The sequence below is a fragment of the Butyrivibrio proteoclasticus P6B7 genome (assembly GCF_000622085.1).
GTDB classification, from domain to species: Bacteria; Bacillota; Clostridia; order Lachnospirales; family Lachnospiraceae; genus Butyrivibrio; species Butyrivibrio proteoclasticus_A.
On sequence record NZ_JHWL01000001.1, the window covers coordinates 71,169 to 89,375 of the forward strand.

Genomic DNA, 18,207 nt, shown 5'->3' on the forward strand with positions numbered 1-18,207 from the left:
TATGCATTTGAAAGTTTATTTCACTATAACAGCTAATATTCTTAAAATAACATAAACTTTCATAAATAAGCGTTAAATACAGTACATTTTCTGCCGAAATAAAGTATCATTGAAACATAAATAACACCTTCAATTTTCTGAAGGGAGGTACTTTATTTATGAAGAAGTTTAGTACCAGTATTATTGTAATCTTTATTATCGGGCTTATATTTAATCCTATCAATTCTTACGCAGCTTCTGAGGATGATGTTCTTGCTTACATGAACGCTGAGAGAGCTGCTGTGGGTCTTCCTGCGCTGGTCATGGATGAAGATCTTGTTTCCGTGGCTTCTTTAAGAGCGATCGAGTGTGCTTCCAATTTTTCCCATATTCGACCAAATGGAAAAGAGTGGTATACTATATCTAGTCTTACATGTGGAGAAAACCTGGCTCATGCTGTTAACAACAATCAGCAGAAGCCTGAAAATGTTGTCTATGCATGGATGCTGAGTCCTACACACAAAGCAAATGTTGTGAGGTCTTGCTTTAGCTCCTGCGGAATTGCGTATTATACTGCGCCAAATGGCGATATCTACATAGTTTGCGAATTTAATTAACTAGTTAAGGAAAAGATAATGAACAACAAGAGACTTGAGACAGTTGATGCAATAAGAGGTTTTACGATAATCAGCATGATTTTGTATCACCTGTGTTGGGATCTCAAATACATCAGCGGATTTAGTATGTCTTGGTATGAGACATACTATTCTTTTGTCTGGCAACAGACAATCTGTTATAGTTTTATTCTTATTGCTGGCTTTAGTATGTTCTTTGCCAGAAAACCCATGAGAGATGGAATAATTCTTTTTGTGCTGGGAGCTATTATCACAGCCGTCACCTTTGTTGCTATTCCCGATACACCGATTCTTTTTGGCGTTCTTACCATGTATGGTTCCTGCAAGATTCTTGTGGGAGCATTTATGAGAAATGGGGCAAAAGAGATAACAAAGAAATTCAAAAGGTTCTTTGTTGTGGGATTTGTGGTGAGTCTGCTTCTTTTTATCGTTACCAGACCTATAAATGAAAGCTATCTTAATCTGATCTTTAAAAAGATATATCTTCCTTTGGGATGGTATGAGGTGAGCAGTCCATCAGACCTTGTTGGATCACTGCTTACATACCTTGGAATTATGCAAAGAGGCTTTTTCTCCTCGGATTATTTCTCTGTTGTTCCGTGGATATTCTTATTTCTGGTTGGATTCTTCTTTTATGGAGTAGTTAAGGATCAATTTGGGAAAAAGATATTTCATATCAACATTAAGCCTGTGAACTTCCTGGGGAGACATTCTCTTTTGATCTATTTCCTGCATCAGGCTGTGCTGTATGTGGCGGCCACTATAATTGGATACCTAAGGTGATAAACTATAATAAAATACACCCGCTGGATTTTATGAACCAGATTTCTGGATTCGTAAGTATCTAGCGGGTGTTTTGTTTGTATTAAAGGTATTTACTCTTTGAGAGTCTCGTGACTTTAAGATTAGCGCTCAGCTCTCATAGGATTATTGAGGAAGTCCTCATAAGCAAGCTTGATACCATCATCAAGCTCTGTTGTATAAGTCCATCCAAGCTCTTTTGCCTTAGAAACATCAAGAAGCTTACGTGGTGTTCCGTTTGGCTTAGAAGGATCCCAACGGATCTCACCTTCGTAGCCGATGATCTTAGCAACCTTCTCTGTGAGCTCTTTGATTGTAAGCTCTTTTCCTGTACCAGCGTTAACAGTCTCGTCGCCACTGTAGTTATTCATAAGGAATACGCAGAGGTTAGCAAGGTCGTCAACATAGAGGAACTCACGAAGTGGGCTTCCGTCTCCCCAGCATGTAACGTATGGAAGATTCTGCTCCTTAGCCTCGTGGAAACGACGGATAAGAGCTGGGAGTACGTGTGAGTGAGTTGGATGATAGTTATCATTAGGACCATAAAGGTTAGTAGGCATAACTGAGATGTAGTCAGTTCCATACTGCTTGTTGAGGAATTCGCAGTACTTAAGACCAGAGATCTTAGCAAGTGCGTATGCCTCGTTGGTCTTCTCAAGCTCAGATGTAAGGAGGCAGTTCTCCTTCATTGGCTGAGGAGCCATTCTAGGGTAGATGCAGGATGAACCAAGGAATTCAAGCTTCTTACAGCCATTCTTCCATGCTGCGTGAATAACATTCATCTCAAGTGTCATGTTCTCATACATGAAATCAGCAAGAGCCTCTGAGTTACCCATGATTCCGCCAACCTTAGCTGCTGCAAGGAATACGTACTCTGGCTTCTCCTCTTCGAAGAATTTCTCAACCTGGTCCTGTCTGATAAGGTCCAGCTCTTTGTGAGTTCTTGTGATGATATTGTTGTAGCCCTGCTTCTGGAGCTCTCTAACGATTGCAGAACCAACCATTCCGCGATGGCCTGCTACATAAATCTTGGCATTCTTTTCCATCATAATATAAATATCTCCGTTTATAGAAAATTACTTGTCGATGCCCTTTTCAAGGAACTCAGCAAGATTAAATTTAACGTGCTCGTTAGCTCTTTCTACTGCAACCTTCTTCATGTCGTGCTCAACCATGATACGTACAAGCTCTTCGAAGGAAGTTGTCTGTGGATTCCAGTGGAGCTTCTCCTTAGCCTTGGATGGATCACCCCAAAGGTTAACAACGTCTGTAGGTCTGTAGAAGTCAGGTGAAACCTCGATGAGAACCTTACCTGTAGCCTTGTCATAACCCTTCTCATCAGCGCCTTCGCCCTTGAACTCAAGCTCGATACCTGCATAGTGGAATGCAAGCTCACAGAATTCACGAACAGAGTGCTGAACACCTGTAGCGATTACGAAGTCTTCAGGCTTGTCGTTCTGAAGGATGAGCCACATACACTCAACGTAGTCCTTAGCATAACCCCAGTCACGAAGTGATGAAAGGTTACCAAGATAGAGCTTATCCTGCTTGCCCTGTGCAATTCTTGAAGCAGCAAGAGTGATCTTACGTGTAACGAAGGTCTCTCCACGACGCTCTGACTCGTGGTTGAAAAGGATACCTGAGCAGCAGAACATGTTGTAAGCCTCTCTGTACTCCTTAACAATCCAGAAACCATAAAGCTTAGCTACTGCATATGGGCTGTATGGGTGGAAAGGAGTCTTCTCGTTCTGAGGAACTTCCTCAACCTTACCATAAAGCTCTGAAGTAGAAGCCTGATAAATTCTACATGTATCAGCAAGTCCGCACTGACGAACTGCCTCAAGGATTCTTGTAACACCAACTGCGTCTACATCAGCTGTAAACTCTGGTGCGTCGAATGATACCTGAACGTGTGACTGAGCAGCCAGGTTGTAGATCTCGTCTGGGCGAACCTTGGAGATAACACCGATAATGCTCATGGAGTCACCAAGATCACCATAATGAAGGTGGAAATTAGGATTGCCCTCAAGGTGAGCAATTCTCTCTCTGAAATCTACTGAAGATCTACGGATGATACCGTGAACCTCATATCCCTTCTCAAGAAGGAACTCTGATAAGTATGAACCGTCCTGCCCTGTAACACCGGTAATTAACGCTTTCTTTGCCATAATAAATCCTTTCTTATCTTGTAAACAAAAATACATTTGCTTGCATCTTACTTTGATTATTATAACACTAGTTGAGACTAAGAAAATTCACTTTCTTGCCTTTTGTTTGCATTATCTTGACCATGGGATTATACTTTGGGGGAAGGAGATATGATCATGAGTGAGCAGCTATTTCAAGGAGAATACGTATCATCAGATAGAATTTTGTACACTCCATCGGAGTTTGCTAAAAATAATCTCATCTATTTGCAGGAAATTGGCAGACTTAAAGCCCAGAAACAGCACACCAGTAAACGTCAAAACCTGGCTTCTTTTTTGTTCTTTTATGTAAAGAGCGGAAGCGGTGTTCTGGACTATGGTTCCAAGGAATACAACCTGACCCAGGGAGACTGCGTCTTCATCAACTGCCTGGAGCCCTACTCCCATCGAACCAGTAAAGAACTCTGGGAACTGGAGTGGATCCACTTCAATGGAGAGAACGTCCTGCCAATTTATCAGAAATACTTAGAGCGCGGTGGCCAGCCAGTCTTTAAGCCCAACGGGTTAAAAGAGCCAACATCCATCTGGGAGAGACTTAACAGAGTGGCAGGATCCACGGACTACATCAGAGACATCAGAATCAACCAGGAATTGTCAGCTCTTTTAACATTCCTTATGTCCTTCTCCTGGAATCCAGAGGCGGAGGCGCTGTCAAAGAGCTCGACAACAGCCTTTTCTTTGAAAGAATATCTTGATTCTCATTACAAAGAGAAGATAAGCCTAGATAATCTTGCGGATCAATTCCTGATTAATAAGTATACTTTGTCTCGAAATTTTAAAGATCAGTTTGGCACATCGATAATTAATTATTTGCTTATGACAAGAATTACCCACGCCAAACAGCTCCTCCGTTTCACCGAAATGACCGTAGAGGAAGTAGGAAACGAATGTGGAATTTCTCATCTCTACTATTTCTCAAGAATATTTAAACAGATAGAAGGCATAAGTCCAATGGATTATAGGTCCCAATGGAGGTGATCCCAGTAGACCGTTCGCATAGCCAACAAAGTTGAAACACTAGGCGAATAAGTGTAGAATATTGGGTAGAATGGCGCTAAGTATGTGGCGCTATATTTACGGAAGAGGAGAAATAATGGCGATGAAGCTGTTAAGCGTTATTGTGCCTTGCTATAACGAGGTCGACAATATATTTGATTTTTATGATGAACTCATGAAGACAGAAGGATTCTTCAAAGAACATGACGTTGATATAGAGATTTTGTACATTAATGATGGCTCCAAGGACGGAACAGTTGAAAAAGTAAAAGAACTTCATCAGAAGGATGAGAGAGCACATCTCATCAGCTTTTCAAGAAACTTTGGAAAAGAGGCAGCAATCTACGCTGGCCTTCAGAATGCAAAGGGCGATTACGTGGTGGTTATGGACTGCGATCTGCAGGATCCGCCAGCTCTTTTACCAGAGATGTACAGATGTATAGTGGAAGAAGGATATGACAGCGTAGCCACCAGAAGAGTGGACAGAAAGGGAGAGCCTCCTATCAGATCCTTCTTTGCAAGAATGTTCTACAGACTTATCAATAAGATGAGTAAGACTGAGATTGTTGATGGAGCCCGTGATTACAGACTTATGACCAGAGCCTTTGTGGATTCTATCCTTTCTCTTAAGGAATACAACAGATTCTCAAAGGGTATCTTTGGCTGGGTTGGCTTTGAGACCAAGTGGCTTGAGTTTGAGAATATTGAGCGTAAGAAGGGAGAGACCAAGTGGTCCTTCTGGAAGCTCTTTGTATATGCCCTTGATGGAATTGTGGCCTTTTCTACAGTTCCGCTGGCTCTTGCTTCCCTTATGGGTGTGTTGTTCTGCTTTATAGCATTTATCTTTATTATCGTAGTTATTGTCAGACAGGTTACTATGGGAGACCCAAATGGCACCACAGGTTGGGCTTCTTCGATCTGTATTATCCTGTTTGTAAGTGGTGTACAGCTCTTTTGCCTGGGAATTGTGGGACAGTACTTATCCAAGACCTACCTTGAGGTCAAGGAACGTCCTATGTACATTGTAAAAGAGGAAATCTGATGGTCAGTATAATTGTGCCTGTTTATAACGCAGCAGAATATATCGCGGAAACCATTAGAATGGTCAGCGCTCAGACTTACAAGGACTGGGAGCTGATACTTGTTGACGACGCTTCAAGCGACGGCAGTAGCTCTGTTATTGAGAAAGAGATCAAGGCCCAGGGTAAAAGAATCAGACTCATTAAAAAGAGCAAAAACGAAGGCGCGGCCGCTGCAAGAAACACAGGAATTGACGCATCTGCAGGAAGGTATATAGCTTTTCTGGATGCTGATGATATTTGGAAAGAGGATAAGCTGGAGAAGCAGATCGCCTTCATGGAGAAGACCGGAGCGGCCTTTAGCTTCCACTCCTATGAGTTTGGCGATGATAAAGCCAATCCTACAGGAAAGATCGTCCATGCGCCGAAGACCCTGAATTTCAGGCAGGCTCTTTCCAGAACAGTTATCTTTACTACTACAGTTATGTTTGACACTGAGAAGATCGACATGGAGATCATCCATATGCCGAGGGTTCCCAGTGAGGACACAGCCACCTGGTGGCGTATTTTAAAGAGTGGTTATACTGCTTATGGCCTTGATGAGAATCTGGCTATTTACAGGAGACCACCTAAGTCTTTATCTTCAAATAAGTTTTTGGCAATTAAGAGAATTTGGTTCTTATACAGGAATATAGCAGGGTTATCGGGGATACAGGCTTTATATTATTTCGGAGGATGGGCAATCAGAGCGACTTTAAGAAGACTTTGATGCCGTAAAGGGGATATTTATGAAACACGTGGAATCAGTAAAAAGAATCCTGGTTCTTATCTTGGGATTTTTGGGACTATGCATGCAGACTGCGGTCTATGCCTGGTTCTGGTTTAACACCTACTATCCTATAGTATCAGCGCAGCGTACCAGCGTAGATGGTTATAATCTTGGTAATGGACTTAAGCTCTATTTCCGAGGCCATCTGCTTATTCTTGGTATCTATTTCATTTTGCTTTTGTTCTTTTCAAACACCTATGGAGGTCTTAAGATTGGCTATTTAAAGCCAATGGATGTGTTCTTCTCACAGATTTTTGCCCTCTTTATGGTGAATTTCATTTCATATTTCCAGATAGCTCTTTTAAGGAACTGGCTTGTTGATGCGGTTCCTATGTTAGAGATCTTCGTGATCCAGCTGTTGATCTCGTTCTTGTGGGCTTATGTCACCAATGCCATATATATGGCCATATTCCCGCCAAGAGAGCTTCTTCTTATCAGCGGAGTATACTCTGTTGACGACATCACAAGGAAGTTCAATTCAAGAAAAGATAAATATCACATCGCCAAGTACATCAATATTTCTGAGGGAATTGACAAGGTTTATCAGGAGTGCCTTGGTGAGTATGATGGCGTTATTATTTGGGATGTTCCAAGCCAGTATAGAAACGGAATTGTTAAGTACTGCTATGCCAGAAACATCCGAATCTACGTAATGCCAAAGATAACAGATGTTCTTTTAAAAGGCTCTCAGGAGCTTCACTTATTTGATACTCCGGTGCTTCTTTTAAGAGAGTATTCAATTAAGGTTGAGCAGCGTTTCATTAAGAGACTGATCGATATAGTTCTTTCTCTTATTCTCATAGTGCTGTCATCACCTGTAATGCTGATTACAGCCATTCTGATCAAGCTATATGACAAGGGACCTGTTCTCTATAAGCAGATCAGATGCACTCAGAATCAGAGAGAGTTTAAGATCATGAAGTTCAGGAGTATGAGACAGGATGCGGAGAAGGACGGTGTCGCCCGCCTTGCTTCCAAGAATGATTCCAGAATCACTCCTATTGGCAAGTTTATCAGAGCCTGCAGAATTGATGAGCTTCCTCAGCTCTTTAACATTCTGGTAGGAGATATGTCTTTTATCGGACCAAGACCTGAAAGACCAGAGATCATCAAGCAGTATCTTGAGGAGATGCCTGAGTTTGCCTTTAGAATGAAGGTTAAGGCCGGACTTGCAGGATATGCGCAGGTTTACGGTAAGTACAATACAACACCTTATGACAAGCTCAAGCTGGATCTTACTTACATTGAGAACTATTCAGTTTGGCTGGATCTTAAGCTGATGCTTCTTACAGTTAAGATCCTGTTTACACCAGACAGTACAGAGGGTGTTGATTCCAACCAGGTTACAGCCAAGAAGAATTCATGACAATTGGATTAGTTGTGGGGATTAGTTAATGGACAGATCAGATAGCAGATATATGAATGAGAAGCTGAATTTAAGGAGTTTTTATTTAAGACTCCTTAGGAAGATTTGGATAATTCCAGCCATGGTGGTGATCGGAGCCTTGATTGGCGCTGGCATTTACACACTTGTTACTGTTACCTTTGGCCCAGCCAAGCAGTATAGCACTGTTTCTCAGTTCAGCGTGAAGTTTGCTTATGACGAGAATACTGCTTCATATGTGGACAGCTACAATGCTTATACCTGGAACAGCTTCATGTCCACCGACGAGATTACCAAGGTTGCGTTAAAAGAGCTGTCTGATGGCGGCCACGGGGATATCTCCAAGGATGAGCTTGTTGCATCTGTGAAAGCGGAGATCCCTTCTGATGTAAGACTTCTTGTTCTCACGGTTACCAATAATGATCAGGTTAAGACAGAGGCTATCACGGACGCCATGGTGACTTCCCTTGAATCCTATGGTAAGACCCGTGAAGAGTTTGATTATATTTCAAAGCTTAGTAGATCTGAGGCTGAGCTTGTGACCTATACTGACAGGACAGTGATCTCTGCAGTTTTTGGAGGAGTGCTCCTTGGATTCATAGCTCTTTTTGCACTGCTATTGGCAGATGCCCTTGATAGCAGCATTTATGTCCAAGAGGACTGTGAAAAGAGATACAAGCTTCCAGTTCTTGGCGTGACCTTCGATAAGGAGATTTCCAAAGAAAAGAACGAGTTCTTTAGAAATGAGCTGTCAGCAGCCTATGAAGAGCTGGTGAATGGCGCAGGAGATGTGATCTTCATTTCAACAGACAGTGTAGAGGGCGCTGATACTTCAGAAAAGGACCTTCAGACCCTTAAGAACTCACTTGGAGGCAGACATGAGGAGAGCCTTTCACATGTGACAGCCATGGGAGTTCCTGGAAATGTTCTGGACAATTATCGCAGGATTGGCACAGCTGATGGCGTTATCTTAGCTATTCCTTATGGCAAAAGAAATGGTGCTATGACGGAGCATATTATCAGCCAGCTTAAAAAGCATGACTGCAAGATTATCGGAATTGTGCTTTCAAGAGCGGATTCTGGCTTTATGAAAGCTTATTATGGACTTAAATAGGACGAAGCTATGGGGAACAGACTTCAAATACTTATATCTGCAGTAAATAAGGATCCAGATGCTCTCATAAGGAGCAATGGCATTGAGTGTGATGCTATTGTAGTCAATCAGGTAATTGACGGTAGTGAGGCAGCTGAAAGCGCAGAGGATATAGTTGAAGATAAAAATATAGATGGGAAGGCTGTAAGGATAGTGACCATGCACAGGAAGGGCGTGGGCTTATCTAGAAATACAGCACTTGATAATGCGGATCACGAGATAATCCAGTTTGGAGATGATGATATAGTCTATAGCTCCGGGTATAGTGCTCTGATACTGGAGGAATTCGATAAACATAAAGAAGCAGATGTTATTCTATTCAATGTGCTGGCTCAGCCAGGCAGAGAAACCTATTGGAATCAGGATTACAAGAGAGTGTCCTGGTTTAACTATGGTCGTTACCCAGCTTACGCCATCTGTGCAAGGCTGGATAAGCTTAAGGAGGCAGGAGTTAAGTATTCGCTTTTGTTTGGAGGCGGAGCTCCCTACATGAATGGCGAAGACAGTCTCTTTTTACATGATTGTCTTAAGGCTGGACTTAAGATATATAGGACAACTGTAGAGCTTGGCCATGAGATGTCTACAGGTACTTCAACATGGTTTAAGGGATATACTGAGAAGTTCTTTTTTGACAGAGGAGTGCTTTATCATTTCCTTTATGGAAAGGCTGCCTTTGTGTGGGGACTTAGGTATCTTCTTAAGAATAACGATAACATGTGTGATGAAATGGGCTTTTTCAAGTGCTTTGGGATTTTGCTAAAGGGAGTAAAGCATGGAAAGGGCCTAAAGAAGGTTTAAATGGCTGTTTATTTAACTCTGATTCTGGTGGTGATTTTATTTGCCGCCATGGTTAAGCAAACTGAATCAGGAAGTGGACTTAAGGCTGCATACGATCATGGGATTACAAGACAGGATATGGTGAATGTCATTGTGCTCGTGTTTCTTTTTGCGGCTTTATTTGGTGTGTCTGCTCTCAGGGTCAACGTGGGTAATGACTATGCCAAGTATGTAGAATTCATGCACCTTGTATACAGTAGGGCTTATGTTCCCACAGAGGCCGGATTTAATGCTCTTACCTACGCGGTTTATTATCTTTGTGGTTATGAGAATTTCATTCTGGTGTTTGCTATTTTTGCCTTTGGAACCCTGCTTTTTTTCTTCAAGGCTCTTTGGCAGCAGAGTGAGTGGTTCTTTCTTAGCTTTATGATGTTTATGCTTCTTGGCTACTATTTCCAGTCCATAAGCACAGTCAGATATTATCTGGCTTTGGGAATGGCCATGTATTCTATAAAGTTTGTGATAAAGCGGGACTGGCCTAAATTCATATTGGTGGTTCTTATTGGATGTCTTTTCCACAAGTCCGTTCTGGTGGTGCTGGCGCTGTATCCTATAGCAAGGCTTCGCTGGAAGAGATGGATGGTGGGCGTTCTTGGGATCCTGTGTGTATCATGCCTGTTTCTACAGGACTTTTACCTTAAGATCGTGGTAGCTCTTTATCCTTCCTACAAGGATACGGAGTATCTGGTGGGCGGAACCAGCTACGTGTCTATCGCAAGGTGTGCTCTGGTTTTGGTATTGTCCCTTTACTTCTATAAGGATATGATCGCGGATAATAGGACCAACAGGTTCTACTTTAACTGCAACAATCTGGCTTTGGCGTTGTATGTGTTTGGTTCTTTCCTTCCTATTATTTCAAGGATTGGATATTATCTGACAGTTACTCATATTTTATTTATTCCTGCAATGCTTCTTAATGTTAAGGATTATAAAAAGAAAAGGCTGCTTACAGCGGCGGTTGTGCTGGGGTGCCTTGTTTACTTTGCAATGTATATGAAAGACGCAGGTAGTGATGGAATCAGAATCCTGCCCTATCAGACATTTTTATATCATGAGATGCCCCTTACTCTCTCCGAGAGGGGATATTAAGGAGATAGTTCTTTTATGAAAAAAGCTTTTTTTACAATAATTGTTGTTTCATATAATGCTGGTCATAAGCTTGTGGAGACGGTGGATAGCATCAAAGCCCAGACCTTTAAGGATGTAAGAATCCTGGTGAAGGATGGAATGTCCACGGATGGCTCTGTAGAAGAGCTGATGGCCAAGTACCAGACAGTATCTGCGGATCAGGGTGATAGCGAGGATATTATCCTTGTAAAGGGCGCAGATAAGGGGATTTATGATGGTATGAACATCGCCCTTACTACTCTTAAGGAAATCGGAGATAGAAGTTCATATGTCTTTTTCCTTAACTGCGGAGATGTGTTCAAGGATGAGAAGGTTCTTGAGGAGGTGTACGATCGCATAGTTTCCTACAAGAGGGAGACTGGCGGTCAGGGACGATATATCTTTTACGGAGATATATTCGAGAGGATCACTCAGCAGAAGGTATCCTCTAATCCTAAGATTGATGATTACGCCTGTTACAGGAATGTACCGTCGCATCAGGCCTGCTTTTACGATGAGGGCCTCATAGAAAAAGAGCTATTTGATCTTAGTTACAAGGTGAGAGCCGATTATGAGCAATTTCTTAGGTGCTTTTATGTGGACAAGGCAGAGCCTGTCTATATTCCTGTGATCATATCTATCTACGAAGGCGGTGGATACTCGGATCAGAATGCGGAAGTATCTGAGAATGAGAGAAAAGAGATAATTGCTAAGTATTTGAGCCCTGACAAGATCAGAAAATATGACCTGTTAAGGGTGTTGACCCTTGCTAAGCTTAGGACTGCGATTTCCTCAAATAAGGCTACTGCGGGAGTCTACAACAAGCTTAAGTCCGCAATCTATGGACTTAAGGGCAATAAGGAGAAATGATTTGAAGGTATTATGGCTGTGTAATATCATGCTTCCTGCCTACGCCATAGCCCATGACCTGGATTATTCAGTGAGAGAGGGCTGGCTTACAGGATGCCTTAACAGAATAATTAGTCAAAAAGAGCCTGATTTCCAGCTGGGAATCTGTTTCCCTGCATCCGGGGAGATTACTACTTCCAGCGAGGTTATTCAAGGCGTTACTTACTATGGATTTAATGAGGATCTGGACCATCCTGAAAAGTACGATGGTACTATCGAGAACAGGTTTCATGCTATTCTTGATGACTTTAATCCGGATGTTGTGCACATTTTCGGGGCAGAATTCCCTCATTCCCTTGCCATGCTGAGAGCCTTTGGTAATCCTGAGAAAGCTCTTTTGGGGATCCAGGGAATATGTAGTGAGATCGCCAAGGCTTACATGGCGGGCATTCCTGAGGAGGTGCAGAATACTGCCACCTTTAGGGACAGGCTCAAAGAGGACTCTCTGATTCAGCAGAGGGAGAAATATCTTGCAAGAGCTGAGCATGAGAGGGAAGCCATCATGCTTACAGGCAATATCACTGGAAGAACGGATTTTGACAGGGAAAAGACCAATGAAATAAATCCGGAAGCTAACTACTATTTTATGAACGAAACCATGAGACCTTGTTTCTACAAGGGAAAGTGGGAGGAGAAGAACGTGGTTCCCCACAGTATCTTCCTTTCACAGGGAGATTATCCGCTTAAGGGCTTTCACTTTGTGCTGGAGGCTATGCCTAAGCTGCTTGAGAGGTATCCTGATGCCCATCTGTATGTGGCAGGTAATAACATTATTGGAAAGGGTAAGAGCAAGTACCCATACTTTGTCAGGGCCAGTGCCTATGGCAAATATATAAAGAAACTCATCTCCAAGAACAAGCTTAAAAAGAGGGTTACAATGTTGGGAAGCCTTTCTGATGAGGAGATGAAGCAGCAGTTTTTGGAGAGCAGTGTATTTGTCTGCCCTTCAGTTGTGGAGAATTCGCCTAATTCCGTGGGAGAGGCCATGCTTCTTGGTGTGCCTACTGTGGCAGCCAGGGTGGGCGGTATTCCAACTCTCATTACTGAGAATAAGGATGGGCTTTTATTTGAAAGCGGAAATGTGGACGAGATGGTTAATGCCATCAGTTCAATCTGGGATGAGCCAGTAATATCAGCTGTTATTAGTGATAATGCAAGACAGCACGCTCGCAAGACCCACGATGCGGACGCCAACTACAATCGATTGGTTGAAATATACAGAGAAATCAACAAGAGGAGCAAGGCTTGAAGGTTACATTTGTCTCTAACTACATAAATCACCATCAGCTTCCCTTCTGTCTTGCCATGGAGGCCATGAAGGATGAGGTGAACTTTGCCTTTATACAGACAAAGCCCATGGAGGAGAAGCGTACCCAGATGGGATGGGGGCTTGATGTATCCCAGTACTCCTTTGTTAAGCTCTTTTACCAGGACAAGGAGGAGTGCGAGAAGCTGATCCTTGAAAGTGATGTGACCATCTTTGGCTGGAGCGATGGAATGCTGCTGTCTCTTGAAGAACAGCGATTTAATGAGGGCAAACTGTCCTTTAGAGTCAGTGAGAGGATCTACAGAGAGGGCCAGTGGAAGTTCATATCTCCAAAGGGCCTTATCCGCAAGTATCATGAGCACATCAAGTATCGTAAGAGCCCTGTTTATCTGCTTTGTGCTGGGGCGTATGTGGCATCTGATTTTAATCTGATTCACGCTTACCCGGGGAAGAGGCTTAAATGGGGGTATTTCCCTGAGGGAGATGATAGTTCTTTTAAGGAAAAAGAGCTTTCTAACAAGATTAAGCTGTGTTGGGCCGGAAGGTTTGTGGCGCTGAAGCACCCGGAGTTTGTGATAGGCCTTGCCAAGATACTAAAGGAAAATGGCTATAACTTTGAGATTGAGATGATTGGCGATGGCAATCTTAGACAGGAGCTGGATGTGCTGGTCAAGGCGGCTGGCGTAGACGATGTCATCAGCTTTACAGGAAATCTTAAGCCCGCTGAAGTAAGGCAGCACATGGGGGCTTCTGATATATTTCTTTTTACCAGCAACTATTTAGAGGGCTGGGGAGCAGTTGTGAATGAGGCAATGCTGGAGGGCTGCGCTGTGGTGGCTTCCAAAGAGGCAGGAGCCGTACCGTTCCTTATTCAGGACGGTGTAAATGGCCTTAGCTATCAAAACGGCAGCTACACTGACTTCCAGCAGAAGGTATTGTATTTATTTGAAAATCGAGATAAAATCCATGAGTTTGGGAAAGCAGCAAGAAATACGATTCTTGATAAATGGAATGCGGAAAATGCTGCCAAAGAACTGGTGAGATTTTGCAAGGAGTACTATGCAAATGGTAATCCAAGGCCCAGTGCTGACGGGCCTATGAGCGTGGCGGAGTGCATTAAGCCCGCGGGGTTACTTAGGTCACTTAAGGAAAAGAGTAGATTGGAATAGGAAAATGAGATTAATTGACAAGTTTTTTCAACAGGAAATTGAGATTTTTGGAGTGAAGATCACATTTTTTGATGTGGCATTCTTTGCTGTGATTTTTGCGCTGGGACTGATCTTCAGGCTTTCACTGTATGATGTGGTTTCTGGAGATTATTTCTATGCCTTTGCAGACTGGATGAAGGAGTGTCATCAGGCAGGCGGTTTCGCATATCTGGGAATCAAGCCTGGGGTAAGTGATGCCAGCACCTTCGATTACAACTGTATGTTCCAGTACATCATAGTTCTTTTGCACTATATCGGTGGCGGAATTGATGATATGTACCTGGTTAAGACAGTGTCTGTGATCTTCGATTATGTATGCGCCATCACAATTATGAGAATCGCATACAATGTTACAAACAGAAGTGTTCACAAGGCTCTTATGGCTTTCGCAGCTGTTATGTTCCTTCCTTCAGTGGTTCTTAACAGTGCTGCCTGGGCACAGAACGATTCTATCTATACTGCTTTTGTTCTTTTGTCCCTTCTTCACATTATTAAGGGCAAGGACAACCGCGCATTTATCTATTTCGCGCTGGCTTATAGCTTTAAGCAGCAGGCAATTTTCTTTATGCCATTCATTATCATCATGTGGCTTAAGAACAAGGTTAAGATCAGATATATCCTTTGGGTGCCTGTTATCCACGTGGTTGCCATGGTTCCTGCGGCTATTGCAGGTAGAAAGTGGGGCGACCTCCTTGGAATCTACGGCAATCAGGTTAAGATGTTCTCAAGTCTTACCATGAATTACCCAAGTATCTATACAATTCTTTCTTCAGAGAATAAGAAGGGAACAAGGCAGGTTCTGGTATCTGCGGCTACTATAGCAACTGTTATTATATTCGGAATCATTGCTTACTACTCCTATAAAAAGGCCTATGAGATCACTTATAAGCACATGATTACTTTGGTGCTGTTTACAGCTGAGCTTTGCTGCTTCTGTTTGCCGGCAATGCACGAAAGATATGGATTCCTTCCAGAGATTCTTGCTGTTGTTTACGCAGTTCTTAGCTACAAGGGACTTACAATATGCACGGCTCTGCAGGTTCTGACTTTGATGACCTATTCAAGGTATTTGTTTAAGTCTAATATCACCGCTTCTAATCTCGTTGTTCTGAGTATGGTAATGCTTGGCATTATCCTTTGGCTTGGATACGACCTTTATAAGCAGATGAGTATGGGAGAAAGAGTAAATGCCTGATCATAATCAGAAGATATCTGTAATCATACCTGCATATAATATTGAGAAGCTTATCAGGAAGTGCGTGGAATCCTGTGTTTCCCAGGATTATCCAAAAGAGCTGTTGGAGATTATCATAGTAGATGATGGCTCCACCGATTCTACAGGAAGTATCTGCGATGAGCTTGCCGAGGAGAACAGTAATGTGAAAGTTTTCCACAAGGAAAATGGAGGCTCAAGTAGTGCAAGAAACCTTGGAATCAGGAATGCTACAGGAGATTACCTGGGCTTTGTGGATAGCGATGATTACATTGATCCAAGAATGTACAGCACTATGATGGACTGCGCTGTTAAATATGATGCAGACATGGTGCAGATTTCAAGGGATGAGATCTCTGAGGATGGCACAAAGCTTCCGGATGTGGTCATTCCACCATCATTCATTACAGAGATTACTCCAGTTGAGCATTTGAGAACGTTACTTAGTCATACTGGGGATGCTTCATTTTGTACCAAGATTACTAAGAGAAGTCTTTTTACTGAGGATTGTCTTTTCCCTGAAGGGGCCCTTAATGAGGACTTCTATCTTATGATACATATGCTGGAGAAGGTCAATAAGCTGGTGATCATTCCAGATCAGTATTACCACGTATTTTATAGACTTGGAAGTAATTCCAGGAAGAATAAGGATGACAAGGATTATTTCCCTTCTGTATTTACAGATATTGTTGTAAATGCTGACGTGGCAGAGAAGCTTTGCAGAGATAATCATCCAGAGCTGTTGGAACTGGCTGAGAGATTTGGCTTCTATCAGAGATTGGATTATCTTCTCCATATTCCAATCAGTAAGATGACCAAAGACAATTCTTTTTACTGTCAGGTAGCTGAATATATCAGGCATAATCGGAAAAAGATAAAAAGCAACCGTTATTTAACTCGTAAACAGAAGGCATATCTGGAACTGTTATCCTTCAATCCTATATTTGTCAGAAAGGTTCATGCCCGTATTAGAGGACTATAATTTGCATGAAAACTAAAAAATCCGAGATAACAATAGTTTTTTTAATATTGGTGGCAGCTCTCTTTGTGAATATCTACTTTGGATTTTCCAAGGCTGGATTCCATGAGGATGAGTATTATACCTATTTTTCATCCAACAGGAGCATTGGCTTATACCAGCCAGACAGACAATGGCAGGACAGACAGACTATTTTGGATGAATTTGTAGTTAAGCCAGGAGAGGGATTTAACTACGGGCTGGTTAAGCTGGTTCAGTCCTGGGATGTTCATCCACCTTTCTATTATTTTATCTTTCATACTGCCAATTCTCTGGTGCCAAATGTCTTTACCAAGTGGACAGGAATAGTAGTTAATATAATAGCTTTTGTTATTTCATTTTTCTTACTATATCTGCTTCTTAAGCGCCTTAAAGCACCATTTGAAGTAGAGATTCTTACTCTTGTTTTCTGGGCTCTTAACCCACAGACTGTATCCTGTAACATGCTGATAAGGATGTATGCCTGGTTGACGGTGTTTATTCTGGCCTGTGCATATACTCATGTCAGATTTATTCAGGATTATGATAAGGTCAGCAAGAAGGACCTGATGATTAAGTACCTGATTCCTATCATGGCTGTTTCATATGTTGGTTTCTTGATTCAATATTTTTACCTTTTCTTTTTCTTTGGAATTGGTCTTGGAACCTTTGTGTGGCTGATCCGTACCAAGAAGGAAATAAAGCAGGCTTTCATTTATGCGGGGCTTTGCGCTGTTTCCTTGATGTTGTCGGTAATTACTTACCCTGCCAGTGTTCGCCACATGCTTGGAGGCTACAGGGGTAATGAAGCCACCTCCAGCCTGTTTTCCTTAGGGGATACAGGGATGAGAATTGCCTTTTTCGTAGGACTTTTGAATAATTACGTCTTTGCTGGCGGTCTGATCATAGTTCTTTTCTTCATCATTGGTGGAATGATGTACAGGATCATTCATAATAAGAAGTCAGTGAAGATCAGCGATAGCGGCATTGTATTGTCATTTGCGGCTTTTGTGTATTTTCTTTTAACAGCAAAGAGTGCTCTTCTGGTAGGAAGTGCCTCTAACAGATATGAGATGCCGATTTATGGCCTGTTGATTCTTATCTTTGTGTATGACCTGTATCTTGTGCTTGATAATGTGGGCAACAAGATGATTATGTACGGTGTATCGCTGGCACTTATGGCGTTCTTGTTAAAGGGATTTTTGTACGATCACAATGTGCTTTTCCTTTTTGAGGAGGATAAGGCTAAGATCGAGTACGCAAGAGATAATAAGGATGAAGTGGCGGTTGTGATGTTCAAGAGTGCCACAGCATATAACGTTTGGCGACTTACTGATGAGCTTCTTGAGTATGACGAGGTTTATTACATGGATGTTGCCAATACTGAGAAGATTGAGGATCCAAAGGTCACAGGCGCAGATAAGATCATATTGTACATGGCGGATGACGATTGCGATAACGAAGCCATGGATAATATATTGGAAAGCTGTCCCCGGATAGAGGGTTATGTGTACGTTCATTCTGAGGATATGTGGACCACCTATGAACTTGAATAAATGGCGTATTTATGCGGGTTTTTTGACCTTTATATTATCTTATATTATAATCAAGTAAATTGGGAAGTGTACCCAAATTGCGATAATCCTGACAAGGAGGCGTTAATTTG

17 protein-coding genes are annotated in these 18,207 nt (G+C 42.3%); 15 read left to right on the top strand and 2 right to left on the bottom strand.

The genetic code is table 11. The features are described 5' to 3' along the window. Nucleotides 1-158 precede the first annotated feature (158 nt). Together T541_RS18305 and T541_RS0100340 are read left to right on the top strand one after the other, a co-directional pair. On the top strand, nt 159-596 hold the full coding sequence (locus T541_RS18305; protein WP_026650837.1) for a CAP domain-containing protein: 438 nt from the start codon (nt 159-161) through the stop codon (nt 594-596). Nucleotides 597-614: 18 nt separating this feature from the next. Next, nucleotides 615-1,397 (top strand): heparan-alpha-glucosaminide N-acetyltransferase domain-containing protein, encoded by a 783-nt coding sequence (locus T541_RS0100340; protein ID WP_026650838.1) that lies wholly within the window; start codon nt 615-617, stop codon nt 1,395-1,397. Nucleotides 1,398-1,519: 122 nt separating this feature from the next. Here the strand turns inward: T541_RS0100340 and T541_RS0100345 are convergent, their stop codons facing one another. Further along, entirely contained in the window at nt 1,520-2,461 is a 942-nt protein-coding gene (locus T541_RS0100345; protein WP_334291891.1) for a GDP-L-fucose synthase, read from the bottom strand. Between the two features lie 30 nt (nt 2,462-2,491). Further along, nucleotides 2,492-3,583, bottom strand: coding sequence for a GDP-mannose 4,6-dehydratase (gmd, locus tag T541_RS18310; RefSeq protein WP_051538005.1), 1,092 nt, complete (start codon nt 3,581-3,583; stop codon nt 2,492-2,494). 156 nt (nt 3,584-3,739) lie between these two features. Here gmd and T541_RS0100355 point away from each other — a divergent pair, with 156 nt between their 5' ends. The 13 genes from T541_RS0100355 (at nt 3,740) to T541_RS0100415 (ending at nt 18,097) form a co-directional block, all read left to right on the top strand. Beyond that, nucleotides 3,740-4,600: a helix-turn-helix domain-containing protein gene (locus tag T541_RS0100355; RefSeq protein ID WP_026650840.1), complete on the top strand. Its 861-nt coding sequence runs from the start codon at nt 3,740-3,742 to the stop codon at nt 4,598-4,600. 121 nt (nt 4,601-4,721) lie between these two features. Beyond that, on the top strand, nt 4,722-5,660 hold the full coding sequence (locus T541_RS0100360) for a glycosyltransferase family 2 protein (protein ID WP_026650841.1): 939 nt from the start codon (nt 4,722-4,724) through the stop codon (nt 5,658-5,660). Continuing rightward, a complete protein-coding gene (locus tag T541_RS0100365) occupies nt 5,660-6,406 on the top strand; it encodes a glycosyltransferase family 2 protein (protein WP_026650842.1) in 747 nt (248 codons plus the stop codon). Before T541_RS0100360 ends, T541_RS0100365 begins: the two co-directional genes overlap by 1 nt. A 19-nt stretch (nt 6,407-6,425) precedes the next feature. Then, nucleotides 6,426-7,832, top strand: coding sequence for a sugar transferase (locus T541_RS0100370; RefSeq protein ID WP_026650843.1), 1,407 nt, complete (start codon nt 6,426-6,428; stop codon nt 7,830-7,832). 28 nt (nt 7,833-7,860) lie between these two features. Continuing rightward, on the top strand, nt 7,861-8,964 hold the full coding sequence (locus T541_RS0100375) for a hypothetical protein (RefSeq protein WP_026650844.1): 1,104 nt from the start codon (nt 7,861-7,863) through the stop codon (nt 8,962-8,964). Nucleotides 8,965-8,973: 9 nt separating this feature from the next. Continuing rightward, entirely contained in the window at nt 8,974-9,801 is an 828-nt protein-coding gene (locus T541_RS0100380) for a glycosyltransferase family A protein (RefSeq protein ID WP_026650845.1), read from the top strand. Continuing rightward, the gene (locus tag T541_RS0100385) at nt 9,802-10,929 is read left to right on the top strand and encodes an EpsG family protein (RefSeq protein WP_026650846.1); all 1,128 of its coding nucleotides are present in this window, start codon (nt 9,802-9,804) and stop codon (nt 10,927-10,929) included. Nucleotides 10,930-10,944: 15 nt separating this feature from the next. Next, nucleotides 10,945-11,817 (top strand): glycosyltransferase, encoded by an 873-nt coding sequence (locus T541_RS20385; RefSeq protein ID WP_026650847.1) that lies wholly within the window; start codon nt 10,945-10,947, stop codon nt 11,815-11,817. Nucleotide 11,818: 1 nt separating this feature from the next. After that, nucleotides 11,819-13,105 (top strand): glycosyltransferase family 4 protein, encoded by a 1,287-nt coding sequence (locus T541_RS0100395; protein ID WP_026650848.1) that lies wholly within the window; start codon nt 11,819-11,821, stop codon nt 13,103-13,105. Continuing rightward, nucleotides 13,102-14,292: a glycosyltransferase family 4 protein gene (locus T541_RS18320; protein WP_051538006.1), complete on the top strand. Its 1,191-nt coding sequence runs from the start codon at nt 13,102-13,104 to the stop codon at nt 14,290-14,292. The genes T541_RS0100395 and T541_RS18320 overlap by 4 nt, the downstream gene beginning before the upstream one ends. A 52-nt stretch (nt 14,293-14,344) precedes the next feature. Beyond that, nucleotides 14,345-15,526 (top strand): glycosyltransferase 87 family protein, encoded by a 1,182-nt coding sequence (locus T541_RS0100405; RefSeq protein ID WP_155839434.1) that lies wholly within the window; start codon nt 14,345-14,347, stop codon nt 15,524-15,526. Further along, nucleotides 15,519-16,526: a glycosyltransferase family 2 protein gene (locus tag T541_RS0100410; protein ID WP_026650850.1), complete on the top strand. Its 1,008-nt coding sequence runs from the start codon at nt 15,519-15,521 to the stop codon at nt 16,524-16,526. The genes T541_RS0100405 and T541_RS0100410 overlap by 8 nt, the downstream gene beginning before the upstream one ends. A gap of 5 nt (nt 16,527-16,531) precedes the next feature. Beyond that, entirely contained in the window at nt 16,532-18,097 is a 1,566-nt protein-coding gene (locus tag T541_RS0100415) for a hypothetical protein (RefSeq protein WP_026650851.1), read from the top strand. Nucleotides 18,098-18,207: the final 110 nt, after the last annotated feature.